The sequence below is a fragment of the Serratia sp. 25CWL12 genome (assembly GCF_055790885.1).
This window is the reverse complement of record NZ_CM147698.1, coordinates 1,012,373-1,037,174: the sequence shown is the minus strand read 5'-3', so window position 1 is coordinate 1,037,174 and position 24,802 is coordinate 1,012,373. Positions and strand designations below refer to the sequence as shown.

25 protein-coding genes and 1 pseudogene are annotated in these 24,802 nt (G+C 50.4%); 2 read left to right on the top strand and 24 right to left on the bottom strand.

The window, feature by feature from the left end; genetic code table 11:
• Positions 1-99: 99 nt before the first annotated feature.
• The 5 genes from ACX9GV_RS04595 to ACX9GV_RS04575 are packed head-to-tail and all read right to left on the bottom strand — an operon-like array spanning position 100 to position 3,739.
• Positions 100-357, bottom strand: a complete 258-nt coding sequence (locus ACX9GV_RS04595; RefSeq protein ID WP_473197214.1) for a hypothetical protein — start codon at positions 355-357, stop codon at positions 100-102.
• Positions 354-740, bottom strand: a complete 387-nt coding sequence (locus ACX9GV_RS04590) for a hypothetical protein (RefSeq protein WP_473197213.1) — start codon at positions 738-740, stop codon at positions 354-356. The genes ACX9GV_RS04595 and ACX9GV_RS04590 overlap by 4 nt, the downstream gene beginning before the upstream one ends.
• On the bottom strand, positions 725-1,237 hold the full coding sequence (locus ACX9GV_RS04585; protein WP_473197212.1) for a lysozyme: 513 nt from the start codon (positions 1,235-1,237) through the stop codon (positions 725-727). The genes ACX9GV_RS04590 and ACX9GV_RS04585 overlap by 16 nt, the downstream gene beginning before the upstream one ends.
• The gene (locus ACX9GV_RS04580; RefSeq protein ID WP_473197211.1) at positions 1,230-1,460 is read right to left on the bottom strand and encodes a class II holin family protein; all 231 of its coding nucleotides are present in this window, start codon (positions 1,458-1,460) and stop codon (positions 1,230-1,232) included. The genes ACX9GV_RS04585 and ACX9GV_RS04580 overlap by 8 nt, the downstream gene beginning before the upstream one ends.
• Positions 1,461-1,498: 38 nt before the next feature.
• Positions 1,499-3,739 (bottom strand): hypothetical protein, encoded by a 2,241-nt coding sequence (locus ACX9GV_RS04575; protein ID WP_473197210.1) that lies wholly within the window; start codon positions 3,737-3,739, stop codon positions 1,499-1,501.
• Positions 3,740-3,893: 154 nt separating this feature from the next.
• Between ACX9GV_RS04575 and ACX9GV_RS04570 the strand changes: the two genes are divergently transcribed.
• The gene (locus ACX9GV_RS04570) at positions 3,894-4,142 is read left to right on the top strand and encodes a hypothetical protein (RefSeq protein WP_473197209.1); all 249 of its coding nucleotides are present in this window, start codon (positions 3,894-3,896) and stop codon (positions 4,140-4,142) included.
• A 44-nt stretch (positions 4,143-4,186) separates the two neighbouring features.
• On the opposite strand, the gene ACX9GV_RS04565 is transcribed toward ACX9GV_RS04570, so the two are convergent.
• Together ACX9GV_RS04565 and ACX9GV_RS04560 are read right to left on the bottom strand one after the other, a co-directional pair.
• Positions 4,187-4,939, bottom strand: a complete 753-nt coding sequence (locus tag ACX9GV_RS04565) for a BRO-N domain-containing protein (protein ID WP_473197208.1) — start codon at positions 4,937-4,939, stop codon at positions 4,187-4,189.
• 53 nt (positions 4,940-4,992) lie between these two features.
• Positions 4,993-5,194, bottom strand: a pseudogene (locus tag ACX9GV_RS04560) (ash family protein); the annotation flags it as partial.
• A 216-nt stretch (positions 5,195-5,410) separates the two neighbouring features.
• On the opposite strand from ACX9GV_RS04560, the gene ACX9GV_RS04555 reads away from it, so the two are divergent.
• Positions 5,411-6,124, top strand: coding sequence for a hypothetical protein (locus ACX9GV_RS04555; RefSeq protein ID WP_473197207.1), 714 nt, complete (start codon positions 5,411-5,413; stop codon positions 6,122-6,124).
• A gap of 75 nt (positions 6,125-6,199) precedes the next feature.
• On the opposite strand, the gene ACX9GV_RS04550 is transcribed toward ACX9GV_RS04555, so the two are convergent.
• The 17 genes from ACX9GV_RS04550 to ACX9GV_RS04470 all read right to left on the bottom strand — a co-directional run bounded on the left by ACX9GV_RS04550 (position 6,200) and on the right by ACX9GV_RS04470 (position 24,743).
• Complete coding sequence (locus ACX9GV_RS04550) at positions 6,200-7,027, bottom strand: hypothetical protein (RefSeq protein WP_473197206.1); 828 nt, start codon at positions 7,025-7,027, stop codon at positions 6,200-6,202.
• 14 nt (positions 7,028-7,041) lie between these two features.
• Entirely contained in the window at positions 7,042-10,431 is a 3,390-nt protein-coding gene (locus ACX9GV_RS04545) for a hypothetical protein (protein ID WP_473197205.1), read from the bottom strand.
• Positions 10,431-13,199 (bottom strand): hypothetical protein, encoded by a 2,769-nt coding sequence (locus ACX9GV_RS04540; protein WP_473197204.1) that lies wholly within the window; start codon positions 13,197-13,199, stop codon positions 10,431-10,433. Before ACX9GV_RS04540 ends, ACX9GV_RS04545 begins: the two co-directional genes overlap by 1 nt.
• A 9-nt stretch (positions 13,200-13,208) precedes the next feature.
• The gene (locus ACX9GV_RS04535) at positions 13,209-13,808 is read right to left on the bottom strand and encodes a hypothetical protein (RefSeq protein WP_473197203.1); all 600 of its coding nucleotides are present in this window, start codon (positions 13,806-13,808) and stop codon (positions 13,209-13,211) included.
• Entirely contained in the window at positions 13,801-14,274 is a 474-nt protein-coding gene (locus tag ACX9GV_RS04530) for a hypothetical protein (protein WP_473197202.1), read from the bottom strand. The genes ACX9GV_RS04535 and ACX9GV_RS04530 overlap by 8 nt, the downstream gene beginning before the upstream one ends.
• The gene (locus ACX9GV_RS04525; RefSeq protein ID WP_473197201.1) at positions 14,274-16,769 is read right to left on the bottom strand and encodes a phage tail protein; all 2,496 of its coding nucleotides are present in this window, start codon (positions 16,767-16,769) and stop codon (positions 14,274-14,276) included. The genes ACX9GV_RS04530 and ACX9GV_RS04525 overlap by 1 nt, the downstream gene beginning before the upstream one ends.
• A complete protein-coding gene (locus ACX9GV_RS04520; RefSeq protein ID WP_473197200.1) occupies positions 16,766-17,374 on the bottom strand; it encodes a phage connector family protein in 609 nt (202 codons plus the stop codon). The genes ACX9GV_RS04525 and ACX9GV_RS04520 overlap by 4 nt, the downstream gene beginning before the upstream one ends.
• Positions 17,374-17,694 (bottom strand): capsid staple protein, encoded by a 321-nt coding sequence (gene gp10 / locus ACX9GV_RS04515; RefSeq protein ID WP_473197199.1) that lies wholly within the window; start codon positions 17,692-17,694, stop codon positions 17,374-17,376. Before gp10 ends, ACX9GV_RS04520 begins: the two co-directional genes overlap by 1 nt.
• Before the next feature lie 51 nt (positions 17,695-17,745).
• Positions 17,746-18,033, bottom strand: a complete 288-nt coding sequence (locus tag ACX9GV_RS04510) for a hypothetical protein (protein ID WP_473197198.1) — start codon at positions 18,031-18,033, stop codon at positions 17,746-17,748.
• A 9-nt stretch (positions 18,034-18,042) separates the two neighbouring features.
• On the bottom strand, positions 18,043-18,477 hold the full coding sequence (locus tag ACX9GV_RS04505; protein ID WP_473197197.1) for a Bbp16 family capsid cement protein: 435 nt from the start codon (positions 18,475-18,477) through the stop codon (positions 18,043-18,045).
• Between the two features lie 57 nt (positions 18,478-18,534).
• Positions 18,535-19,521: a major capsid protein gene (locus ACX9GV_RS04500; RefSeq protein ID WP_473197196.1), complete on the bottom strand. Its 987-nt coding sequence runs from the start codon at positions 19,519-19,521 to the stop codon at positions 18,535-18,537.
• Between the two features lie 11 nt (positions 19,522-19,532).
• Entirely contained in the window at positions 19,533-20,237 is a 705-nt protein-coding gene (locus ACX9GV_RS04495; RefSeq protein WP_473197195.1) for a peptidase, read from the bottom strand.
• Positions 20,234-20,539 (bottom strand): Bbp19 family protein, encoded by a 306-nt coding sequence (locus ACX9GV_RS04490; RefSeq protein ID WP_473197194.1) that lies wholly within the window; start codon positions 20,537-20,539, stop codon positions 20,234-20,236. Before ACX9GV_RS04490 ends, ACX9GV_RS04495 begins: the two co-directional genes overlap by 4 nt.
• Positions 20,536-22,194, bottom strand: coding sequence for a portal protein (locus ACX9GV_RS04485; RefSeq protein ID WP_473197977.1), 1,659 nt, complete (start codon positions 22,192-22,194; stop codon positions 20,536-20,538). The genes ACX9GV_RS04490 and ACX9GV_RS04485 overlap by 4 nt, the downstream gene beginning before the upstream one ends.
• A 7-nt stretch (positions 22,195-22,201) precedes the next feature.
• Positions 22,202-22,405, bottom strand: coding sequence for a hypothetical protein (locus tag ACX9GV_RS04480; RefSeq protein WP_473197193.1), 204 nt, complete (start codon positions 22,403-22,405; stop codon positions 22,202-22,204).
• Positions 22,406-22,722: 317 nt separating this feature from the next.
• Positions 22,723-24,195, bottom strand: a complete 1,473-nt coding sequence (locus ACX9GV_RS04475) for a terminase (RefSeq protein ID WP_473197192.1) — start codon at positions 24,193-24,195, stop codon at positions 22,723-22,725.
• Positions 24,192-24,743 carry a terminase small subunit gene (locus tag ACX9GV_RS04470; protein ID WP_473197191.1) on the bottom strand — a complete coding sequence of 184 codons (552 nt, stop codon included), beginning with the start codon at positions 24,741-24,743 and terminating at the stop codon, positions 24,192-24,194. The genes ACX9GV_RS04475 and ACX9GV_RS04470 overlap by 4 nt, the downstream gene beginning before the upstream one ends.
• Between the last annotated feature and the right edge of the window lie 59 nt (positions 24,744-24,802).

The window sequence follows — 24,802 nt, the reverse complement described above, 5'->3', positions numbered from 1 at the left end:
CAATTATTTACAGTTAATGTAAGTTATTGAATGTAATGACGTACTATGTTTTATTTTTGATTGCGTACCGTTTTATATACCGTCACCAGAAGAAAGTACCTATCTGCATGCCTCGATTGTCGCCACCAGTTCGCGTTCATATCCGATCCGTTGGTGACGCTCTGCGCGTAGAGCTCGCATCTGGGCATCGATAGTAGCACCAATAGGCAACTGATCAACAGCAAACGCAGGAACGGCAACCGGAGCAGTTTTACAGGGTACAGATACTGGTACTTTAACTTCAACATACGCAGGCGGTACCGTCTTATTTGCGCAACCAGCAAGCACCAGGACCAAGATCACAAATAACATTTTCATTGGTTGCGCTCCCGTTTCAATTCAGTATCGAACGCCACTGACGCAGCAGCGCACAAGTCCCCATCGCTACGCTCGGTCAGCACGGCGTTAGCCTTGGCATAATCGCCCCTTGCTTTCTCAGTAGCTTGCTTCTGTGCTTCGGCTGCTGCTGCTTTGCGCAATGCTTCTAGCGCTTGCAGTGCAGTTATGCCAGCGTTCTGGCTATCGATTGCTGCGGCCTGCTGGCGATTGCTGTTTTTGCACGTTGTCAGTAGGTCGTTTAGGTTATCGATAGTCGGTTGATAATGTCGGCTAGCCAGCCATGCACCAGCGATAAGCACCATTGCCAGCAGTATCGCTACAGCAGTTGCAACTATAGCCGTTGATGTCAGTTTGATAGGCATAGTTCCCGCTCCTTTTCCCTGCGTATTTCCAGACCGCGCAGGATCTTGCCATTGGCGTACACCCAGCGAGGAAACTGGTTGCAGGCGTCAGCTATGCGCCCCTCACGGAAACGCATGAACATGGTTGATTTCTGCATCGCCTGGCATCCAGCGTTAAACGTAATGCTCACTGCTGCATCGAACGCACCTCGAGGTATCTTTTCACCATTCGCATACCGAATAACGCACTTCTCTGCATCAAGAATGTTGCGCTCCCAGTCTGCGGCCACCTGGTCAACGGTTTTTCGTACACCAGGATTAACCCCGCGTGTATTTCCTACGCCATCCGTCCACACGTTTGCCGGGCAAAGATACGGCTCTAATCGGCAAGCCTCAGCATTACCGATTAGCTCCAACCCTTTCTGGCTGGTGCGCACATTACCATTGCTAATCACTATCCCGATAATCACAGCAACGGAGCAGACGACACCAGCGGCAACTTTATTCAGCCTATTCATCAGCAACCCCACTTTTCCAGGCCCGCTCTTTTCTTCTGTCTTCACGCAGCTTGAAATACAGGTTCATCAACCAGGTAAGCAGCGCGAAAAACAAACCACCAATCACCCCGATAGCCGCCCACTGTTCAGGCGAGAAGCGATCAAGGAATTGGGCTACGCCAAATACGGCGCTACTGCCAGACGCCCCGTATGAAAGATTTGTTGTCACCTTTTCCAATTTCATACCCCACCCCACTGGGAGATTAGAAGCCGATATCACCATTAAACCCCTATAATAAAACCGATAGGGACGTGTTTAGTTATATCTGTCGTCATACTGTCTGCGTTGATAGATGAGTAAGGGATATTTTTTATTACCCCTGTCGGCGGATTTGATAAAAACAACATTCGAGAATTTGGCAGCGTTAAGCGATACACGCCGGGCGGGATGTTAAATGCGGTACGTAATGAAAAATAAACTCCAGCAGCGGATACAGTTACTGGCCCGAGCGCCGCAAAAAGGCTACCATCACCGCGCTGCATTAACAATTGTTGCGCACCAGGAACACCATCAAGCTCAGCGGCAAAAACAGCCCCTTTTACCCCGTTAATATTTCTGTTAACGTAAAATGAAACATATCCATCTGCCGCCGTTGCCGTGTTGAAAATAATATCGTCACCGAGATATGTGACGTTATTAACATTATTAATCGTAAGTCCCGCGTTAGGGTTTGTTGGGCCGGAGTTTACGGCATCAGGATTAAAATATTCGAGGTAAGTATTAGAGCGTTGTAGCGTCTCTGTTTCATTGTACGTGTATATAACTAGCTTCCCATTGGAAATAAACGCGCTCGAATACCCACCATCTCCAGTGGAGTTGCGGTAAACTGTTTGACGCGTAGAAAAAGAAACAAGATCGTAAGTGATCTGCATTGAGACACTTCCACGCTTACCACCAAATATCTGACCAGCAGACAAAACCAACCCGCCGTCTATGTTAGTGTACATGCGAGGCGCTACAATAGTGGAGCCTGATAATCTTAACGGTGTTGACCATCCAGTCTCCCCACTCTGGTCTGCTGTATACATTAAAGACGCATTTTGTAGACTCTGGTCAACATTACTCTGTGTTCTAGCAAACGCAACAAGCAAACCATTGTAGTAATATAGGGAAACCTCATTACGGTTTAACGCGGGATCATCATTGAAGATGGTTGAAATAAGTACAAAAGAGCCTGGCGCTGACGGGGATCCAGTGCTTCTAAATAAACCAATACCTGTTCCATCCGTTTTATAGGAGGCTAATAGAATTTTATTATCTGGGGTTCTTAACACCTTTCCCCACTGAAAGTACCCAGGAGCAATAACCTCTGTCTGGCTAGTTATTCCGTATGACAGATTAACAGTCCATACAGTTCCACCATTATATGAGTTTCCTACAACATCATAAACTTGACAAGACACAATAATTACACGGAACTCTGGAATGTATGTTATAGAAGGATCTCTATAATCCTTTCCCACAATAGGCGGGAGCTCTAATACAGTATCCAAGTCCCCTGTCTGCTTATTCAATGTAGATATAACAAGCTTTGAGTTTCCCCCACCATCAGGAAGGTGTTCATTAGCCTCCCTGTGAACGAAGGTTTCAATGCCAGCAGCTAAACATCCGTCACAAAAAGCCGAATACTTGAACGCAGCTCTATCTGTAGCATCCACTATAAGCTTACGCTTACCCTCTATAAAAAACTGGGTATCAAAATCTATCTGATCTAGCTCATCACCAACCGTAGTGCCGTTATAACCAATGCGATATGCACCGGTAGGTTCTGCAAGCTCAATCATAACATCGGCAGCAGACCCACTTTCTGGCAGTACGGTAATCGGGTCGCCAACGCTATTAAAAGCCAAAATCTTATTAGTGCGCATGACTGCATTAGGTAGCGCTGCAACGGACGATTCAGGAACACGCAACGTGCGAATAAAGCGGTCATTAGTCGTTGTATCAACATAGATCTTGGTTACTGCATCCTGCGCGTTAACTGGGTTACCGAGGTTAGCGATACGGTTTCCCTGAGCATCATAGTAACGCGCCAACCAAGACGGTTTACGCAGCGCCAAACCAAAATAACCCCACACTTGCTGGATCAGCATGGTCAGCTTGTCCCACGCATCCTCATGGACTTCAGGGAAGAAATTACCCTGGTTGCGAACGTCTGATTCTTGGGTGACCGGAAGCGCTCGCTCGATGCTGATACGCCAGTTCAGTGTCAGCGGGGATGAGAGTTTTACTTTCCCGCCCGTTCTGCTGCCTGCACCAGTCACGGTGTAGTCGGTATTGAGGGTTAATACCCTGATAGTTTCTGTTGTGTCAGCGACAGATACAACCAAATCTGCCGCAGAAAAGATGCGGAATCGGTAATCGAAGTCTGTCGCCACTCCGTTTCCAATGTACTCCTCACGGCTCACCTCAGTTGATACAGTCATTTTTTCGCCCTGTTTTTGCGCTTTAACTCCCATCATTGTACGCACAAGAAAACCGTATATGAATTAAACTGGCAATGACATTGATTAAATATTACCTTTTAGGTAAATTTAGTTGATGCATTGCAATTGCCATGGTAATAATATATGTATATATATACAGTGTCTTAGGCTGAATGAGTGGTGACGCCAAGTGAAGAAATACGACTACCCAACAAGCAGAAAGCTTGAACAAGAAGTGCATACAAACAACGGGGTTGCTGGGCTTGCCAATGGTTCAAACCTTGAGCGATTGCTGAGGGAGCTGGAGACTGATGGATCAGAGGTCGGCGCTGCCTTCCTAGAGCTAAATGCTTTGGTGAACTACGTCACACAAACAGAAAAAATGAAGCGAGAAATTAAGACTCACGCTGAGTTTATTGCGCATAAAGCTGTTGAATAGCGCAACTTTAAACGGGGCTTGCGGCCCCGTTGTCATTCTATATATTACTGGATCTTGGTCTGGCTCCCAATGAATGCAGCGCTGGTTGCTATGACCGACATGCGCTTGGCGCACTCTATAATGTAGTACCGCATCACCTCAACCTCGCGGACTATTCCTGATACGTCATGGCCGTTGTCTGCCAGCTCCTCCACCAGCGCAGTGATCTGCAGGTTGCGCTCATCACTCAACAGGGCGGGGATCACTTCCTCCGGGCCAACGTTCGAGTTTGCATAGTGGTACTGGTTGCGCATTGCCTCCATGATCATCGGCACGCAGCTCTCAGCTATGCGGCTGGCTGCCTTGCTACTGGTTCCCTTCTTCCCGCGCCGGGCATCACGCACGCTCATGGTGGTACTGGTGGCCTGAGCCGTTCCTGTGAGGTCTGCGAGTATTTCAGGTGTGCGGTGTTGGTAAACACCAGTTTGGCGGATCGCCGGGAGGACATCGGTGGTTACCCACTTACGGAACCGGTAAGGAATGGTGCCTGGTGTTACTGCATCGCGGCAGCGGAGGATCAGGGTATAGAGGCCGGATTCGGAGATAACGCCTAAATCTTGTTGCCCGCCAAGGGTGTAAGCTGAACTTACCCCCTTTTCATCATCGTCCAGCGCCTTCATAGCCATGCGAGAATTGGTTAGACGCAAAGCATCACACACGTCTTTAGCTGAAAACCATGGGCTGCCATCAATGCTAAATGCACGGATATGGCTAGATGACTCGAAGGAGAATACGGTAGGTTTGGTTTGAGCTGTCATGGTTAATTTCCTTTGTAGTTTGGAAATCACCACCAGAGGTTCCAATCTCGATTGGTGGTGAGACGTACAGGGTTGGAACTACCGGCTACAAAGGACCCGGCCAGCCTTGCGGCTGCCCTGCACGCCCCACCATTGAGAGGGGGTAGCTGTGCATTACGCATAAAAAAACCGCTTGCGCGGCATCTGCGCCTTTGTAGTTAGCGGGGTTCCAATCCCGGCACCAGATTTTGCTGGTGCGTAATCACTATGGCGCAGGTTAAAGCGGTTGTCAAAGAACCAAAAAGGTAACTTTTTTAATGGAAAAGGTCAATCTAAACCGTATGTGGATCATGCTGGTGCTATACCCTGTCCTCATGACTAACTTTGTGAATAAGTGGTGCATGTCATGGTTCGTTGCGTATATACTAAACAAACAAGTTACCCTAAAGGTGATTTGTTGCTGTAAGGTTTCCCTATACTCATGAGGTGCACATGCCACAGAAGCTGGTAGATGCCGCAAAAGTTAATGAGGTTTTCGCTCATCTAAATGAAAGCCAAGATAACAGCGAGCTTTATTCAGCGGTAGCACACGGGGATGATATCGTTAGCCAGATTGCGGGGCTAACGCTTGCCCCTGGTTACCGTATAGTCAGGATTGATGATCGCCTGGCAGGCAAGATTACACAGCCACACTTTGAATTGGCGTTGGTGAATGACGTCTCAAGAGAGGTTGCTTACTACAATCGCGTTGTTATCCAACCAGATACTGTATTGAAATGCAGGCCAGTAAGTCAGATATTGGTATGGCGCACTCTGAAAAGAGAGCACCGCTCTATTCTGCATGATCTTGCAGGCCAAGTGTTTTTCGGATATCTGCTTGAGCGATACGATGTGATTGTGTCTGATATGAACCAGACGCATGACGGTATGTCATTCTGGCAATCTCGCATGTATGACGCATTGGCGTACAAATGTTACGTATATGCCTACGATGTAATGTCTGGTGAACTGCGTCAGATTAAAGAAGAAGATGACGTTGGCAGAGAAGAGATATGGCTTTGGGGAGACCCAGAGCATCATCAGCACAGGCTGGCGATCATATCAAAGATACCTCTGCCAAAATCAGAAGATGCAGGGTCTGATCAGGAAGAGGCTATTATCATGAACGTTTTCAATTCACTATCCAAAAAAAGCCTTCTTCGATAAGCTACCAATAAACATAACCAAGCCCGCGCAGCGGGCTTTTTGCTAGGTGTTGATCGGGGGAGTGGTTAGTGTAGATTATTTTTTATTCTTAATTACAGTCCTATATTCCAGAACATCCTCCATTGTCCTTTCTTTTAGCCTGCTGATAACATCGCTATTAGCTTTATTATCATTATATATGAAATTATATGCTTTCTTTTTATCTAAATCAGAATGATGCTCCATCGCTAACCTACAGGCAACGCCTGAAATAAACTTCTTCACTTCATCTTGACATGAGTTTATAGCTACAGATGATATTTCTGAGGCAGGAGAAATCCCATCGTCTAAGCGAGTTATCGCTTTGTCAGTGCAAGATTTCAGAGAATAATAAACAACTGACTTATAACCATCAGAGGCACACCACTCTATGTTCCTTTCTGGTTCTAAAGGTTTTCTTTCGCTGGAAGATATCAGTTTATCCCAAACTGATTTGTACTCTATACTGCTTTCATCTTCAGCCCATACCTCTGTAGCTGACCTGTATTCTCCGGTATAATTACTGACTCCAAAACCGTGTTTAATCAGCAACTCAGCCCATTGAATATTTATCAACTCGTTATTATGAGGCCACTTTCCCGTTATCACCGCCCCCATAGATCCTAGATACCCACCAAGAGATGGCGTTGCCCCGCCGTCTAACAACTTTTCGGCCACTGCCTGGCAATTCCTAACATATGAAGCATACAAGCCATTCCATAGGGCACCTCTGTAATAATCACCATGATCGGGATTCTTTAGATCTATAGCCTTTGAAAGCTGATCACATGTTTTACACTTATCAAAATTGTCTTTGTTGCACTGATCTGCCATAACACCAAATGAGATAAAAATAGATAAAAAAGCAATTATTTTAGTTTTCATTTTCACCATCCTTATTATTTTAATTGTTCCTCAACCCGATTTAGTAGCGGGGCGATGTAAAAAAGATTCTGATATGGTAGCAACTTCCTGACCGCATGTGTCTGCTTGTCGTCAAATTCTCCGTTGAGCACACCATTGGCGATCACAGCTCCGTCACCGGCCATATCGAAGGTTGGCCCCAAAAGAGCGCCGATTGCATTGCGACTCTGGAAGCGGGATACCGGCGGCGCGCCAAACATGGCGCCAAGGCCGAACCGGCCGCCACTGATATTCTCCACGGCATTCAGTGGTTCCGACAACCAGCCGATCATGCCGGCGCGGTCTATACCCTCCTTCACCAGGTTGTTAGGGCTGTAGTCGATATCACGGCCGCTGAGCTTTTGCTTCATAACGTAGACCATTGCGCCGAGCGCGATAGTCCCCATGGCTCCAAGGTAGAACGATGCATCACCCTGTTGAATACCAGAAACGATCACACGGTTATGCTGCGCAAAGATGAACGTCTTGAACTGCAGGATCATCTTGCCTACTTCATTGCTCATCATCAACGGCGTATCGCCAACACCTGGCGTGACAACGGTAGAGTCAACGTCTTTCAATACGGCAGATTGGAAAGCCTCACGCACTGCGCGATCATCCCACAGGTGACTATGGCCAGTCAAAAGCCCGTCCATATCTTCACCATGCTTCGTGAATTGCTCACCTATACGGCGCAGCATGCTCTGGTCGATACCGATTTGCGCCAGCTTTCTGACCTCTTTCTGGGGTACTTCCTTTCCCGCTGCCAACAGTTGCGCATTGTCCAGGATACGGGATTGAACGATAAGGCCAGACCATGACTTCAATGCGCTGTTCCATTGGTTCATCAGCGTCCAGTTACCAAATTTCTGCGTACCCCAGTTAAGTCCACGCTCAAAAGCAGAGCGCCGGCTGTATGGGTCAGTGAGATCAGCAATGGCCTTCGTTCGGGTAGACAACACATAATCAAGACCGACAGCCATTTCCCGCAGGTCTTTGGTTGCCACTTTCACCGCGGCCATATTTCGTAGCATGGCGCCCATAGGGCGAAGTGATTTGCTTAAACCGTGCTGCATGACAGGACGCATCAAATCGGTGGCGGCCGATATTGTCATACCACCAAGCAGGCGCAGAAAGTTGACGTTTCGCGCGACACGGCCGGCACGAACAAAGAAGCTTCGCGGGTCCTTTGGCGCACCATACGTACCGATCAACCTGTCTCGCATTGCCTCAATGTCGCGAAGGTCAGCTTCACGTTGCTTCTCCAGCTTCGCACGCTCCTTCGGCGTCTTGGCATCTTTGATCAGTTGGGTGTATTCCTCCGATACCTGTCGGATCTGCTCGCCCATATCCTTGCTGCCGAATTGCGCGGTTAGTTCGATTTCCGGGCCAACCTGGCGCAGATAGCTTTCCATGACGTGGTTGATATCAGACTCCAAAAAGTCCTCAATCCGTTCGTCTGGGATGAGCAGGCTTCGACTCTTCGTGAAGCCAGCGCGGCCGATTATTTTTTCAGGCAGCAGCTGAGCGGGAACTAGGCCAGAAGGAGCGCCAATAATCTTGTTGACGATCTCATCTGCGGCACCCTCGGCTTCCTCCCGTGAAAGCGGCTCCATTGCCTTCAGTGCGCGCTCACGGCTTGCATTCAGTCTGATCGTGGAGTTGGCCTTCTTCTGCAGCTTGCGCAGCTCTGAGCGGTGCTTGCGTGGGTTATCCAGCAATTCAAGATGGCGCTGCAACGTTGGAAGTTCCTCCTTTGCCCTGGCAACGTCATCCAGCTTGGTGCGCAAGTCAGAAACCTCTTTGTTAAGCCGGGTAATCAGCTTCTGATTTTTGGCTGTGGCCAGTTGCGCCTGTTGCTTCTCCAGCCTGGCTGTTAAGTCCTGCTCCTGGCCGATCAGTTTCGTCCTGTTGCCAACCTCGTCCATAAGTTCAGTTTTACGGCCAGACCATGACTCTGCTGCGGTAATTTCGTCAGCCAATGCTTTTGCGCGCGGTTTGGCCTCTGCCGCAGCAGATAGGCCCGAATCAATCTTCTCAATGCGAGCGCTGGCCACATCAGCACCTTTTGCACTGATACCCTGAACCCAGTTAGCAATGCGCCCTCGGAACTCAGTGCGATCAGAGAGAATTTTGTCGAACTTATAAATGCGAGGCAGGTAGCTTTGCGCCGTTGAGACGTCGACATCCTCAGGCAAAATGCCAAGTTCCTGCATGCGAACCTTTGTTGCTTCGAACATTGGCCGAATCTGAGCGGCAGCCTGTGCTACTTCAGGAATATCACTCTGATCGCCGCGGCGCATCGCCATGCCAACCGCCTCGTTGAAATCAACAAAGTTCATTCGCTTGCCGCCGGCCGCGCGGATGTTTTTGCTGTACGCCTGATAGGCGTCCTTGGTTGACTCCATCTGCTTGTACAGCATGGCATCATATTGCTTGATCTTAGTTTCTGCCGCGGTAAATGTGGCTAGTCCTTCATCGTTCTTGGCAAAGTAATAGTTGTTCTCTGCAAGCTGCTGGTTAATGGATCGAGAAGCCCGAGATGGTGACTGAGCCAGGCGGCCTCCGGGGTTAACACTCAGAGTTTTATTGATTAACCCAACCCCAGCAAGTTGCTCCTGATCAAGAGTGGTATTGAAAACTTGTGCTGCGCCGATGCTTTGCGGAGAATCATTGCCACGGAGATTACTGGCAACCGCTTGAGATACAGCGGTGCGCTGACCGGAACCTGCAAGTAACTGCGCGCCAGCGCCCAGTATCCCGCCAACCATGGCATCAATAGCAACGTTTGCCATACTCTCACCTGCTGTTCTTGTTTCCTGGGTAGCCTGCAAAGCCACCTCTGACGCGATACCGCCGACGGCATTGGCTAGGGCAAACCTACCAGCAGTAGCCGCAACCTCACCGCCACGCACTACGGCACCGGCAGGGACAAACATCGACGCCAGGTTGATAGGATCAATCAACCCCATCCCAATACTAGACACCGTTCCTGCCCACCCAAGCTCAGACTGGTATTGTCGATCGGTTCTTTGCTGATCAATCCTCTGTTGGATTGCTCGCGTCTCTTCTGGGGATCCTGAATCGATGAATGAATCTGCGTAATCCTCATATCCTTTCAGCTCAGTTGCATCATTGTCGAAAGGGTTATACCCGTCGACTTTATCGAATTGGCTAAATGGCGCCGTAGCGATAAAACTCCCCATGGAGTTATCCAGGCGAAAAGCAGCCTGCCGGGAACGCTGAATTCGCTGATCATCAGTGAAGGGGTTTAAGGCAGACAGCACGGAAGGTGATTCCATATATGCCGCGCTGTCATCAGGTTGAGGAATACTCTGTACATCAGCAGACAGCAGATCATCAGGTTTCATCTCATATGTTGGCATTACTGACCTCCTGCTTTAATGTTGCTCGGCATACTTGCTATAGGCGCATTATTCTGTGCAGCGTCGTGAAGCTGGCGGCTATTCCTATAATCATTGAATTCCGTTGTTGGCACGCTGAGCCTTTCGGCTCTTGCTTCGCTAATTCCTTGCTGTTGCAGAATTATCATTTGTTTGTACATAGGCGATGTTTTCTGCTCAGGCTTAAATCGAAGAGGCATTCCATTTTCACCGTAATAAGGGCGAACATCGTCATAACCTTCCGTATTCTTTTGCCGAAGCATAACGCTGTAACTCTGATCGCGCGGTGTTACAGCATCAGGCACCAATACCAAATCCGTATCATCACGAGCGCCACCAAATGCCTTGCCACGCAGGCGATCTTTCTCGGCCTGCCACTGCCCCTGGATCCAGTTTCCTGATCCATTAGTCACACCATAAACAGCTTCAGGAGCGTACTTCATAACCTCTTCTTTGCCGTTGATGGTCGAGACAGCCCAAACTTTTTTAATCATCGCATTGGTCATGGCCTTCGCCTGCTCTGCATCGCCGCCAGTCTGAGCAAAGTTAGCATCGTAGATGGTCTGATAATCGCGCTGGTAAAGCTGATTTTCCTGGCCAGCCGCAGTAATACTTGGCGCGCCGAAGCTTGTCCATGATGGCGACAGGCTATTGATATTGTCCTGTGCTGCCTTGGCTCTGTCCTTGATGTAATCTTTGTCCCGCACCTGCTGGCTTATCATTTGCTTCAAGCGGTCGTCCTGCTGATAAACTTGGTTGTAGGCCATATCGACCGCTTTTTCTGCCGGTACGCCAGCGCGGTCATAAGCATAAACCTTCGAGTAAAACGCCATTGCTCCTTTATCAACGCCTGTCGCCGCTGCCGGATTGTTGTCAAAAATCTGTCCGTACATCTTGGCCATAGGAACAACGACAGCAGGATCGCGCGATGTTGCCCCAGCGGTGAGCATCGTCTTGATCTGCGTCGGAAGCATGCCAGATTTGGTTGTTATCTCTGCAACCTGGTTCAAGCTGTCGGAGTTGTTGATATTGAAACTGGGGGCAACCTTCTGATCAAAGTAGTGATCGGCTGCTGCCTGATTATTTTTGTCATTAGGGTCCAGGGGGAAATTATTTTGCAATGACGAAGAGAATCGAGCGCTCCCCTGGCTCTTTTCCCATTCGGCATCGAGCTGCTTAAATTTCGCCTGCATCTTTTCCCATCGCTGCTGCTGTGCCGCAAAGTTAGGAGCGTTTGGATCAATCGGCTTAGACTGCTGAAGTAGCTCTTCACGAGCACCAGGAGTCATATCTTTAGCTGCTGCAATTTTCCCACCATAACTTAGCTGGTCTTGCATGTCCTGCCATTGGCGCAATCCAATAGTTGGATTTTTTGCTGTCTGAATAAATGCTTGCTGACTTGGTACGTAGTCAGGCTGCTTTCCATCATCAGTTGCCGCATAGATGTTTTTAACCTGCTGATTTAGCGCATCTGACTGTTGCGCTCTCTGCTGGTTTAGTATTTGCATTGCATGCCGATTAGCGCGCGCCTGATCCTGCGGGCTTGCTGCGTCGTAAACGGTATTACCATTGTAGCGCTTGGGTGTTTCAAGGGCAGCAATCCCCAACGCAGCGCTGACACCAGTGTTAATTTGATCGGGGCTGATGGCACTGGCACTATCTTTGCCGTTCTCTTGACGAATTATCCCGGCACATAGCTCGGCCAGCGTGAGCGGATTGGTTACGTCGATCTGGTCATTCGCGCCAACGCCGAGCCTGGCGCAAATCGCCTTGATGTAAGCGGCAGTGTCGTTCCCCTTCTCTTTTGGTGGTGCCCATCGGGTTATTATCTCCCCAACGGTATCCAGCCCATGAAGCCTATTATATGACAGTAGGTTTTTTCCCAACGCCCGGATGCCGTGTTCAGGCGCGGCAAACTTTGCAAAGCGGCCATCGCTTCCGGTCTGTCCCTCCCAGGGGTTTTTGTCGCTAAACTCTATGTTACCGGGATTATTATTGTTAATACCACGTGTCGATGATGAAGCATTATCAGGCACTGATGTGCGAGAGACGCCGCCAATATCTGAAAGTTCACCGTTCCTGCTGATGTAACCGAGTGGGTCATTAGCAATCCAAGTATCAAGAGCCGAGCTCGCCGCCCTCTCTTTGGTTTTTACCTTCTGTGCGACTCTCCATTCATCTGGCATTCCGTATGCATCAGCGTACATATCAGTGGCGTCAAATCGTGATTTCATCACCTCGCCAAAAGCTACGGGATCATTCCACAACCCACGCGCCTGAACCTCTGCCAACTCGTTACCAGATGCATATACCTGGGCCTCATACTGCTGCTTCTGTCCAATGTCATACTGCCGGAATTTATTGCCATAACTGCGACCAAGCGGCTGGATCTGCTGATCGAACATAGGGCGCATATATTCAGGTAGAGAATCGCGCATCTCCGTAGCCTTGGCAGAAATTTGCCCTGCGCGATACTCTCCTTGTCCAATGGCGCTTTTACCTTGCAGGGTTACCAATCCATTCTGTGGATTGTTGTAAAGATCGTCAGCGAACACAGAGAACTGATTGATCATGTCTTGCATGTCTGCCAGATCTTGCTTCTGCTTCTCCTGACCAAACGCCTGCATATAGCCGCCGCCAACCTGGGCCAGCTGTTCACCAACCCCCTGCTGTGGCAGGCGCAGATTAACGTTGTTGATGGGGGCCATCTCTGGTGCTGTCTGGCGCTGTGAAATTGGTACTATTGGCATGACTCCCCCTTAAAATGTGAAATTCTTGAAGCTGCTGCCGCCGATAAATGACGAGTTACTTTTCTTCATACCGTCAAACATGTTGGCCGATGAAGCGCCGCCCGTCGCTTTTGCGCCAGAACTAAACAATGAGGATCCACCGCCAAAGGTTTTATAGGCACCGAACGCCTGCAGCGGAGCGTTAAGGATTGTCATGCCAGCACCCATGTTAGCGGCTTTGCGATCGATGTTTCCCTGCGTGCGACTTACATCAGCTTGGAAGCTAAGGCCACTGCCACGGTTGACCGCGTTATTGATCGTGGTCATCGAGTCCATCGCGCCGTTGCTGGCTGTATCTGCAAAGATGTTGAGCGCACTGCCGCTGGTCATGTCCGTGCCACCAGCACCGAATGCGGCTGCCTGTGCGCCCTGAAGCTGCTTGGTCTGCTGGCGCTGCATATCGGCCTGAGCATTACCCGTGTTGATTGCGTCACGGGCAGCAACCTGTTGCGCGTCGGCATTGGCATTTGCTACGTTTTGCGCGGCCTTACCTTGCTGAACTTGGCTGTATGCGCTCAACGCACTGAGCGCCAACGAGGCACCTACTGCAATGGTTGTGGGTTCACACATGGTTACCTCGTCTCATTTCAAATCTGTGGAAAGGAAGCCCTAAACACCCGGCAGGCTCTGCATCATAGAGAGTGAAACCCATCCAGCGGAGCCAGCAAATAGCGGCGGTGTTGCGTGCATCAACGTAGTTTTCAAGCACTGGGTATTGTTCAAGAAATGCACGTAGCAGCGGTCTGCTGCGGCGTAAGAATGTGGTTTGGTATTTCTCTACCAGATCAGAACTGACAAGCCACGGCACGCCGGAGCCAGTAATAATGGAGCGCGGAGCCACGCCGAAGATCGTTACAACCTGATCATCTACCATGCCCGCATAGCACAGAGCGGAGGAGCGCAGGGCAACCGCCAGTACATCAGCCGGAGTCTTGCCGCTCATCGCTGAGAACTCATCAATATCAGCCTGACGGACCAGTGGTAGTAATGCCTCCACATGCTCTGTGGTGGCCTCGACGATTTGCACCTTACGCATCAGTTTCCCCCCACAGTTACACGTGGGATAACAGCCAGAATTGTCATGGGTAGCGGATCCTCTTGCTGGATGATTACCCGTCCATTCTTGCCCCAATTGGCATCCAACAGCATTTCAATGGTACCCGTGGCGTTATCTACCGGCTCGTCGTAGAACTCATCATTACGCTGTGCATACTCATAGAATTCACAACCCGGGGTTGCAGCAAATACACCTCGAGATGCATTGACCAGCACCGACGCTTTGGTGAACAGCTTTTTCTTGTCCAACAGCGTCTCATTGCCATTAAGATTAACGTCGAGGGTTTCCATTACTGCCTTGATCGGCAAGCCTGCATGAACTACCACGCCGTGTTTCTCCAGCGTGATACTGCCTGCACTGACGGTCTTTTGTGGCTCAACGTTGGCATCAGAAAGTATGCTGACTATCTGCCCTTCAAGATGATTAATCCCGGTGAATGTTATGCGTGCCATACCCCAATTGCTGACCGATACACCACGGAACTGAACAGGGATGTTGCGGTTACTGGTAACCACTGCCTGATTGCCGCTATTTAGCGACCGGATCAGCGACTTCAGCACCTTGCTTTCTCCGTCCTCGGTGTAGGGCATATGGATTTCACTACCCACATCACCAGGAACAAAATAGGATGATCCTGATACGGTCAGCACCATCTCTTCATCATACGGCCAATCACCAACTCCACCGGTTAGCGTCATGGTTTTACCGGGGTCAGTGTTGCGACCGTCATACGTCAGGCCGCAATCAACAAAGAAAGCATCATCGATATTGGTATAGAACCGGGATTGCAGGCGTTCAATGTAGCGTTTTTGCTGGCCGTTGATAGTGCGACTAACAACAAAATAGGTAGCATCTTCGGTGCTCTCACCAATGCTACATACAGACTCGAACTGTCCAGCACCCTGGTGAGAGTGCCAGGCAATAACCTGCTGCTCACGCATATATGTTAGACCAAGCAAAACGCCATCTTCACGTACCGCCCACACGATAGACATCGGGGTAATGGAGAAGTCCCAATCAACAATCTGATGGCCAACGAACATGTGATCAGCAAGAATGGTCAGGTCAGAACCCTGAAATCCATCAACATCAAACGAGTATGCCAGATCGCGCACAGCCCCCCCTTTTTGCTGAATGAATAGCGCGACGTTGCTGACCGCAATAGGCTGTACATGGCTGGCCCCATTCTGTCCCTGACTGGAGAACTGGAAGGCGCTTGGCGTTAGCGTCCCCTGCTGGTTGCCATTAACTTTGTACTCACCACCGCTGGTTAGCGCCACTAGGGAGCCAACATCAATCATGTGACGGATTTGATTAAGCTGGCGACCAGCATAAGTGTACGTGATTGCATCATCATCGACGGTTGGCGCTGATGTCCCGAAGTCTTTATACCCCCCGCTTCGGCTTGCCCATACTGTCTGTGGTTGGTTGCGTGATCCCGCAAAAATAAGGCGCTGCTGATAGTAAACAACTGTGCCGGGGTAACCCACTTGCGAATTCCAGGCGTAGTGCGCCCATTTATAAGTAGCATTGCCAGCACCAACCATATTCCCAGGCAACTCCTGAACACCGTCAGACTCGGTGATTACAGTGGCATTGGCAGTTAGTCCGTCAGGAGAAACGCTGTTAATTCGCAAGATGCCTGATCCACTGTGTAGATATTGCCATTGCACGCCATTCTCAGCTGCATAGCCCCACCCGTCCCACTGCGCGCCCTGTGTGTGGCTAGGTGCAACAGATCCGGTCTTACCCTCTTGTCCAGTATCAATACAGCGGTAAAAGTTAAAGCCGTACCTGCAATTTTCATTAATGCCGATGGGCTTTCCGGTTTCCCACTTTGGCGTATTGTCAACGTTCTTTTGCTCGACATAAAACAGCTTGCCGATGTGCCATGACTTGAATATTGATGCACTGGCGGTCAGCGTTACGGCTCCTGTAGTCGCGTTGGCATAAACCGTAACTGCTTCATCAATGTTCACTGATTCAAACGGCCCGCCTTTTGTTACCACCTCCGCTGTGCGCCAGTCGTCGTGCGCGTAGCGCTGGATCTCTAACGGCTGATAGTCTGGGTGGCACAAAGTCATGACGTCAGCAGATTGTGTGTACTTCAGCAACGCAATATCTGCCACCGCCCACGGCGTGGCCACATCAACCGGCTGGCCTGCGCTTGGCCCGGATCCATAGATAACCTGGGCACCATCCATGTAAACACGGAAATAGTAATCGCCAACCTCAAGTACATACGTTTGCTCGGTATTAAATTGGAACGGGATTAGCCTGCACTTGCGATCAGCATATTTCGCTTCAGCAACAAAGCGAGTGCCGGGACGGTTTTCAATCCCACCATACTGGCGAACAATGAAGTTTCTGCACCGGCGCAAAGAAGTTTGGTACTTCTCCAAATCAACACGCCCGTACAGGCTGGGTGATATTTCTCCACCGGCAAAGGATGGCTGAATCAGGCTGGTTGTCATGATAGCCTCGCTTCTGTGATATCAGACCACGGCGCAACAGGCTCTTGAGTCTCGCTCATACTTAACGCTGATGCTGATGAAATCGTTAGCTGATACTTCTGCATTGCCTGGTTGCCCATGCTAGCGTCGCCTGTTACCTGCATGTTTATCTCGGAAGCTAGCCGCCAACTCAGTGCATCGCGGAATTCAGGCCCGAACATGTTCGGATCAGTGATACGCGATACATAGCGGATCCATGCGTTTGGCAGGTTAGTAAGAATAAGGCGACCAGTGCCATCTTCCTGGGATGCGGTTTCGAATGGCGTGCGAAACTCCGGCGTCGTGAAACGGCTACCATCTGGTGGATAAACTTCTATCAGTCGCATGCAGTCAGTTGGATAGCGATAACTGAACAGCCAGTCTGGCTGAGTGATATCCATCTCAGCGAGTGCCACGCGCTTTGTTGCAAATTGCCACGGGAAGTCAGCCAGCACTGCATCTCGGCAATCTTCATAGAACAGATTGCACGCTGCCGCCTCCTTGCTCTTCTCATTCAAGCTGGCGATCACCCGGCTGTTACCCAGGCGGCCCAATGCCACATTGCAGATCTGGATAACGGAAGCCATTAGTCATCACCACCGTAGAGGGTTGACGCAGCCGACTTCTTAGGTTCACTGTCTGAATCCATTAGCCCAAGGTCAGTAATCTGCAACTCAACGTTATTGCAGGTTTCATCACCATCATTGTGTGAACTGGTAGAGAGTACGCGCACTTTCCCAGCAAACATCATCTCACTGCCAACCTGCGGCAATGACATACCAAGTTTTTTCATGGTTTCGTTGTTCAGAGATACACGCAACCCCCACGGGAAGTTATCTCTCTCAACAGTCTTGCCATCTTCATCTTGGTATTTATCAGTGCCAGTCTTTAAATTTACGAGATCCATATGACCCCCAGAGAAGAAAGGGGCCGAAGCCCCTCGGTGATTAAACGGTGATTAGATGCCTAACTCTTTGCGCTTATCATCGATAGCAGTCTGCAACTTAGCTGCACCAGTGTTGAAGTGCGGCTTCTCGCCGAACAGCTCTTCATACTGCTGGCGCAAAGTTTCCAGATCAGCAGAATCACCGCCATCATTGCCGGAACCATCAGTATTTTGATTATCCCCGCCATCAGAGATGAGTTTCAGCGCACTGCCAGCCTCGCCGGAGTAATCAACTTCTGCGCCCTCTTCAAGCAGCTCGCCGTTGATGTACGACTTACGTAGAACCGAATAACGCGGCATAGATTCCCCTTAAGACACGGTGAAGCCAGATGGGTATGGATAATTGTCATCCAAATTCAACAATAGTCCGGATGTAAATGCGCCAGCAGTCAGCGGCCCAGAGCTCACGGTATAGTTAACGCGTAGGTAGCGCCTGACTCCACCAGGCACCTTAGCATCTACCGGGCGTCTGCCTGCGGTCAGCGCTGCGATAGCTACCGCGCCACTGTCAAAAATGGTTGTGTAGGTCACGTTGTCAGTGCTGGTCTGCAACTGGAAGTTGACAGTTCCTGCACCGCCTGCGGTCGCGGTGGTGGACACCTGAACAAAGAACTCAATCGGGTAACCAACGCCGATATCACGAACGGTGCCTTTAATTGGCCCCAGATCGAGAACATCAGTTGAAGGCGCTGTGGTCGTAACCGCTTGCGCTTCGGAGAATAGTGTTAATTTGTCGAGGATCATTTCATCTCTCCATTTAGCAATCAGAAAGGCCGCCGAAACGACCTATCAGATCATGAGTTAAACAACGCGGCTTTCAGTTTCCAGCAACGCATCGCACTGACGGATAGGAATGTTACGGAAAGTATTCCACCAAATACCCTCAGTCTCTTTCACGGAAATACCCAGAGAGGTTTTTTCCAGCGATTGCAGATCGAGGAATTCATTCAGCGTGCGGTTCATGTAGAAAACCGGGCGACCCATCCCTAGGTTAGGGATGCGGTGCATGGCGCGAATCATCAACTTGCAGATATCCGCTGGCGTGGTGTCAGTGACCAGGTTACTGATGTCGATGTTCGCGATACGGACAACATAGCGCCAATCTCGCAGGCTCAGGCCGTTATCCCACTTATAGTGAGTGCGGTATCCTTGATATTTCCCACCTGCAGAATCAAACAGTGTCTGCTCACCCAAGTCCTGATGATTCAGTCCTGCTTTCTGACCCTTAGGGAAGATGCCGTGCACGGTGTTCTCACCCCAGCACACCAGCCAGATAGAGCTGTTATCTGTGCCGGTACCGCCAGCATCGATAATGTTCTGCTTGTTGCCTGCGCTCAGGTCGTTGTAGCGGGATGATAACCCCATAAAGCGCTGAGGATTAATCGTGGTGTTGCCATAGAACAGGGTTTCAGCCATCTGCTGGTTCATAGCTTCGAGAAATGCACGATCTTCAGACAGACGGAACTCACTGGTGTTACCGTTCAGATCTGCCAGTGACTTATCGACTTCCGCATAAGCTTCCAGCATGCCGATAGCATCAGTAACCTGCGCAGTGGTTGACTTGCTGCTTTGTACACCGTAGTTCAGCAAACGCCAGGTAGCCGCTGGCAGGCCAGTGCGTACCGTGGTCTTGTGACCAGTTGGCAGGTTGCCTTCAACATAAAGCATGTCAGTCAAGATCGGGTTGGTCTGCGCGAGCAGCTCCACAATCTTGTCTACCTTACCATTGGGATCTACGCGCTTCGCCCAGTCAGCCAGCGTCAGCGCATTTAAGCCTTTAACAGCCATAGTTATTTACCTCACTTGTTTCCATAAAGGACATCGGCCGCGCTAAGCTGACCGCCATTATTTGGCAATACCATCGAATCCTCAGACATGGCCTTGCCGATTTTTGAGAACGCCCGGACAAGCTCGGGGTGATTGCCTAGGCCGCTCACCTCAAGGTATTCTCGCAACTCTTTAGTTCCGAACTGATCCAGTGCCTTTTGTGCCTGGCCAACACTGGCCGTTAGCTTGTCGCCGCCGATTTCCTTATCCGTCTTGACTTGCTCACCCCAGTCAGAAACTTGCTTGCTCCATGCCTCCGCCTGTTGCTGCTGAATCTGCGGATAGATATCGACCAGCTTCTGAGCCTGTTCTTGTGATAGCCCCAGCTCTTTAGCGATAGGCTCAAATACTGCCAGCGCTGCTGCGTCCAGTTGCTCAACGCCTTCCGGCGCTTTGAACTCATACTTTTCAGGCACGGCAGGCTTGTCGTCCTTCTTCTCTGCCTCCTTCTCCTTCTCAGTATCCTTTGGCTTATCCTTGTCCTTTTCTGCATCAGACGCGGGATCGGTGGCCGCTGGTTTATCAGCCTCTGCGGGTGGCTTGTTATCACCAGTAGGCTCTTGGGCTGATTGGCTTGGCTCTGTGGTTGTACCCGCTGGCGGTGCACCCCCTTCACCACCATCAGTACTGGCTTCACTCATCAGGCGACGCATCAGCAAGCGCTCAAATAGGTTCATTGTTGGTTTTCCTCTTCTTCGGCAATTGCGCCACCGGCTGTGTTTACTTTGTCTGCTTCAGCCTCAGCGGCCATTTTCAGGTACAAGTCCGGGCAAAGGCCGAACACGTCATTAAATAAAGCTAACCCCGCGTTACGGTTACCCTCGCGGAACATAGTTGTATTGGTATCGCTGCTGAATGATGTTTGAAACACGCCAGCATTCAGCAAAAGCCCCCAGACAAAGCGGCGGCCAGGTTCAGTGCTCATCACTTGCTTGACATCTTCAGCGTGGCGCTGCTGTAACTGCTGTTGCGTCATCATTGCTGCATACCCTGTGCAATCTTGGCCAGTGCGTTGGGATCACTGGTGTTGGCCTGGCTTAGCGTCTTAGCAATGTCTGCACTTTGTGCGCCCATCTCTAACGTCTGCTGCGCCTGCATCTGCTGCGCCTGTGCTTCTCGATCTGCCTGCACCTGCTCATCTGACTTGGTGATCGTCGCTGGTACACCGAGCATGTCGCCGTACTCATCAATGGTGTTGTCAACATCAACCTTGTCTCTGGCTGATGGGAACAGTTGAGACATATTCCCGACGAAACCGATAAACCGCTCAATGGAGCCAATGCCAACAGCTTTCTGCGCCTGCGCCATCACGCTGGTGTACTCAACTCGCAACGGCTGCCCCTGAAGCTCCTCGGGTGGTGGTGGCAACATGCCGCGACGCAGCATGATGTTGAAAATTCTATCAATGGCGGGGTCAAGAAACTCATCATTCAGGCGCTCAAGCACCGGCCCAAGCTGAAGCATTTTTTCGTCACGCATTTCAGTAACGGCTTCAGTCGGCATGCTGCGGGTGTTGATCTGGCTGAACATGTTAAACAGAGGAACGAAATAGCATTCATTGGTCAGTTGGCGGACATCTTGAATGCTGGCCAGCAGCTCGTTAATGTGCGGGTTGATTTCATAGATGGGCTTAAACCCACTCTGATCGCCTGCCCCGCTGTAATAGGAAACATCACCGGGAAGCAGGGAAAGGCGCTCATTGCGCAGTGATGAAGGGGCCATCATTGGCGGATTAACCAACTTATCGATGGCCTGGTCTTTGCGTTTTTGCTGGAGTTGTAGCGCTTTGATACCGCCCAGAGCCAATATTCCTGGGCAAGATGAGCCGTAAGCATCCTCTCCGTTGATATCCCAGCGCGGTACCAAGATCGGCATCTCATCAAAGCCAGATTCACGCAAAAGTTTATCGCCATCACCGCCAGTCTCGAAGTAAATAGAGCTGAAGCGCTTGTTTTTCGAGTCAAGTTTTCCGGTGTCGCGATTGGCGTTTGGCATTACTGCATGAACTACTTCGAAATACTGCTCATAGCTGCCGCTTTCCCACGCCGACTTAACCGCATCGCTCACGCTATCAATTCCGAATTGAGTAACTAGCTGGCGGCATGTCATGGAAAACTTGCGGAATACGGTGTCAACCTGGAGGCGATCACTATTCGATACGTAGTAACTGCCGATCGGGAAAACGTGCGTGCGGATCACGTCTTCATCGTCTTCCAGAATGGAGATGGCACCCGTGGCAAATGTTCCGAGATTGCGATAAAGAACTGTCAGCGACTGATACCAGTTAGATTTGTTCATCACATCGTTCATCAAGCTGACAACTTGAGTCAGCCACATCTTGACTGGCCAACTGTCCATCAGTTGTTTGTTGGGTGTGCTCAGTGAGAACCACGGGCGAGTGGGTGAAGTGATACCGGAAAGCATTCCTGATTCCAGGGTGCGCGATGCTAAGCCGCCAGTGGGATCGACAATCTTGGTGTTGCGCTTGTTCTTGGCGACTTCAGACGTAAGGAATCTCCCACTTGTTGGCAGGATGAAATCACATAGCTCCTTCCAGTGCGGATCATAAGAACTACGGGCAGTTTCCAGCTGTGATAGCTGACTCATTAAAAACTGCTTGCGGGATTCCTTCACTGCCATCTTAGCCGCCTAATAGCGTTTTGCCGGTAGTTGTCGCCTGGCCTGTTACGCCCTGCGCGCCGGTTAGGATTGTTGATTGCTGGCCACCAGCAGCGCGGCGACGTGATTTCTCTTTGTCTGCAGCATCAACAATGGACGCATCTTGTTGCTGTGGCGCGGCCTGCACTGTGGGAGCTGGTGGGGCTTTTGGTGAACTCATGCACATACGGATAATCCTCAAAATGATTACCAATTAAACCATATAGTAATTTATATTCCTATTTGTTGACATTAACATAACTATAAATTACCTTTACGGTAATCATTGAGAGCAACAAGCCGGGCCATCCCTTAAACCTTGCTAAGTCTAAAAACTGGTACCGGTGCTCTCGATGGTTAAACGGTAAGATTATTGGTACTGCAATATAGCCACGGCCCGATTTGCAGATAAGCAAAGGCGAACCTTAACGCCAGTGCTCTTCCCGTTTTAGCCATGACCATTACCTGTGTGTACGATTTCGCCCTCCTTGTGAGGGCATTTTTTTACGCATACGGATCATATTCAGTTACCGCCCCGCCACGCTTATCACCAGGTAGCGCATGCCGCTTTTTAACTACCGGGTAAGCAAAGGTCAAGACAAAGGAATCACCGCAACCGGGCGACCGGCCTAAACGTTCTTTAACTTGCTCCTTTGGCTCCAGCACGATCTTGCCGTCTACCCTCACCTTGTATTCCACCGCAGATAAGTCCTCTGCCGTTTCCCGCTCATCCAATGCGCCGCCTAGTTTCATCCATGTCTTGGCGCTGTTGTACATCTCGCCGCGCTTGTTCAGCATTTGCGGATCACTGGATGCACCACCGAACGGGACTAGCGTCCACGATCTCCCCCAGCCGGTGCCGATGGAGTGAATCCCTGTTCCGTAGCCAAAATCGATATTTACAGCGTCAGCCTGGTGTTCATCCTCGTAATCAGCAATGCGTTTTGCCATGATCAAATCATCGGTAGTCTTGCTGCCACGCCAAAGCAGTTTTGCATGTAGCCCCTTGCGCATGTAGATCACTGCATCGTCAGCGCCAGAATAGGCGGGGTCTACGCCGATAATGGTCGGAGCGTGGGCAACATCACGCTGAGTTACTACCCTGGCCAGCGCCTCATCAGTCAAGCCGGTTGGGATAAACTGGGTCTCAGATGCATCAGGGAAGATACCGCGCACCCGCACCTTGAAGAAGTCGCTATCCGCGCCGTTGTCCTGCTCCCACTTGGCGATCTGCTCTTTGTTCGTACCCTCAACGGTGCGGCTGTCGATCTGCTTACCCTTCCAGCGATGGCGATACTTGCGGAAGCATTCTCGAAACCGGCCCATATTGCGCGTCGGGTTACCGAACGCTACCCAGATAATTTCTGTCCCTTCGTCGGTCAGCGCCCCCTCAGCAACCTCCCAAACCAGATCGGCAATGTTGGATGCCTCATCGAATACCAGGATGATGCGTTTTCCCTTGTTGTGCAGCCCGGCGAATGCCTCGGTGTTGTTCTCAGACCACGGAACGGCGTCAGCCCGCCACGATTTTGCATGCGCCGGATCATTGGCATAGATAGCGGTGGCTGTGCAGTTGAACCAGTCGCTAGTGATTGATAGGCGCTGCCACTTTGCGATCTCAGGCCACGTCTTGGTGCGTAACTGGTTCTCTGTGTTTGCTGTCACCACCACTTTGCAATCTTCGCAGGTGTCCATACCCCACTTCACCAACATAGAGATAAAAGCAGACTTGCCGATCCCATGCCCAGATGCGCGACAGATGAGTAGCGGTTGGTGCCTTGTTTCCGGGTTTTGTAAGTGTTCGCCTATTTCATCGAAAGCATCACCCTGCCATACTCGCGGGCCTGGTGAATCGTGCAGCTCGGTTCCCTCTTCACCCCAAGGGAATGCATAGAGTGCGTAACCGTGTGGATCGTGGGTAAAGCTGGCTATATCATCGATCAGTTGTTGCTCAAGCTGTTCGCTGTCATCGTTCACTTGGTTGTTTTCTCCAGCGCACGGTTGCGGGCCTTGGCCATTCGGTCAGCCAGGGTCACGTTAACGTTATGTTCATGAATTTCCTTGAATGCGTTAACGTCCACATGCTTGCCGATCAACTCCAGGTTCTTAACTTTGTCCGGCCACTTGATCGACTTCAGCACGCCAATCATCTTCTTGTCATTGCCCTGCCCATCAAATAGCTCGGCAACCTTCACCCCTGACAGAAACTGACGCCACGGCTTAGGCCACTCGCTAAGCGGCTTGAGCGTCATGTCATCATTCATGATGTCTGCAAGGTCCAGCTCATCAATTTCAATCAATCGCTTCAGCACGTAGTCAGCGCCGATCCTGGTTCGCTTGTTGCGGTGCTGCATCAGTTCAGCTATCCGCGCCTGAATGTCAGGGTCTTTCATTAGTCGTGATGCAGACACCGCAGGATTCTTGTACCCGGCAGCTTTTGCGGCTGCCGTTTGGTTATCTGGGTTCCTGATATGCTCCTGACAAAACCGCTCCATCTGCGCATTAAGTTTACCGTCTTTAGCCATAATGATTACCCCCTTGGTAACATCATAACACGCAGTGAAAAACCGCCAAGTAGCGGGTT

Coding starts and splice junctions, on each gene's coding strand:
- ACX9GV_RS04595 (WP_473197214.1), bottom strand. CDS start 357: ATGAAAATGTTATTTGTGATCTTGGTCCTGGTGCTTGCTGGTTGCGCA.
- ACX9GV_RS04590 (WP_473197213.1), bottom strand. CDS start 740: ATGCCTATCAAACTGACATCAACGGCTATAGTTGCAACTGCTGTAGCG.
- ACX9GV_RS04585 (WP_473197212.1), bottom strand. CDS start 1,237: ATGAATAGGCTGAATAAAGTTGCCGCTGGTGTCGTCTGCTCCGTTGCT.
- ACX9GV_RS04580 (WP_473197211.1), bottom strand. CDS start 1,460: ATGAAATTGGAAAAGGTGACAACAAATCTTTCATACGGGGCGTCTGGC.
- ACX9GV_RS04575 (WP_473197210.1), bottom strand. CDS start 3,739: ATGATGGGAGTTAAAGCGCAAAAACAGGGCGAAAAAATGACTGTATCA.
- ACX9GV_RS04565 (WP_473197208.1), bottom strand. CDS start 4,939: ATGACAGCTCAAACCAAACCTACCGTATTCTCCTTCGAGTCATCTAGC.
- ACX9GV_RS04555 (WP_473197207.1), top strand. CDS start 5,411: ATGCCACAGAAGCTGGTAGATGCCGCAAAAGTTAATGAGGTTTTCGCT.
- ACX9GV_RS04550 (WP_473197206.1), bottom strand. CDS start 7,027: ATGAAAACTAAAATAATTGCTTTTTTATCTATTTTTATCTCATTTGGT.
- ACX9GV_RS04545 (WP_473197205.1), bottom strand. CDS start 10,431: ATGCCAACATATGAGATGAAACCTGATGATCTGCTGTCTGCTGATGTA.
- ACX9GV_RS04540 (WP_473197204.1), bottom strand. CDS start 13,199: ATGCCAATAGTACCAATTTCACAGCGCCAGACAGCACCAGAGATGGCC.
- ACX9GV_RS04535 (WP_473197203.1), bottom strand. CDS start 13,808: ATGTGTGAACCCACAACCATTGCAGTAGGTGCCTCGTTGGCGCTCAGT.
- ACX9GV_RS04530 (WP_473197202.1), bottom strand. CDS start 14,274: ATGCGTAAGGTGCAAATCGTCGAGGCCACCACAGAGCATGTGGAGGCA.
- ACX9GV_RS04525 (WP_473197201.1), bottom strand. CDS start 16,769: ATGACAACCAGCCTGATTCAGCCATCCTTTGCCGGTGGAGAAATATCA.
- ACX9GV_RS04520 (WP_473197200.1), bottom strand. CDS start 17,374: ATGGCTTCCGTTATCCAGATCTGCAATGTGGCATTGGGCCGCCTGGGT.
- gp10 (WP_473197199.1), bottom strand. CDS start 17,694: ATGGATCTCGTAAATTTAAAGACTGGCACTGATAAATACCAAGATGAA.
- ACX9GV_RS04510 (WP_473197198.1), bottom strand. CDS start 18,033: ATGCCGCGTTATTCGGTTCTACGTAAGTCGTACATCAACGGCGAGCTG.
- ACX9GV_RS04505 (WP_473197197.1), bottom strand. CDS start 18,477: ATGATCCTCGACAAATTAACACTATTCTCCGAAGCGCAAGCGGTTACG.
- ACX9GV_RS04500 (WP_473197196.1), bottom strand. CDS start 19,521: ATGGCTGTTAAAGGCTTAAATGCGCTGACGCTGGCTGACTGGGCGAAG.
- ACX9GV_RS04495 (WP_473197195.1), bottom strand. CDS start 20,237: ATGAACCTATTTGAGCGCTTGCTGATGCGTCGCCTGATGAGTGAAGCC.
- ACX9GV_RS04490 (WP_473197194.1), bottom strand. CDS start 20,539: ATGATGACGCAACAGCAGTTACAGCAGCGCCACGCTGAAGATGTCAAG.
- ACX9GV_RS04480 (WP_473197193.1), bottom strand. CDS start 22,405: ATGTGCATGAGTTCACCAAAAGCCCCACCAGCTCCCACAGTGCAGGCC.
- ACX9GV_RS04470 (WP_473197191.1), bottom strand. CDS start 24,743: ATGGCTAAAGACGGTAAACTTAATGCGCAGATGGAGCGGTTTTGTCAG.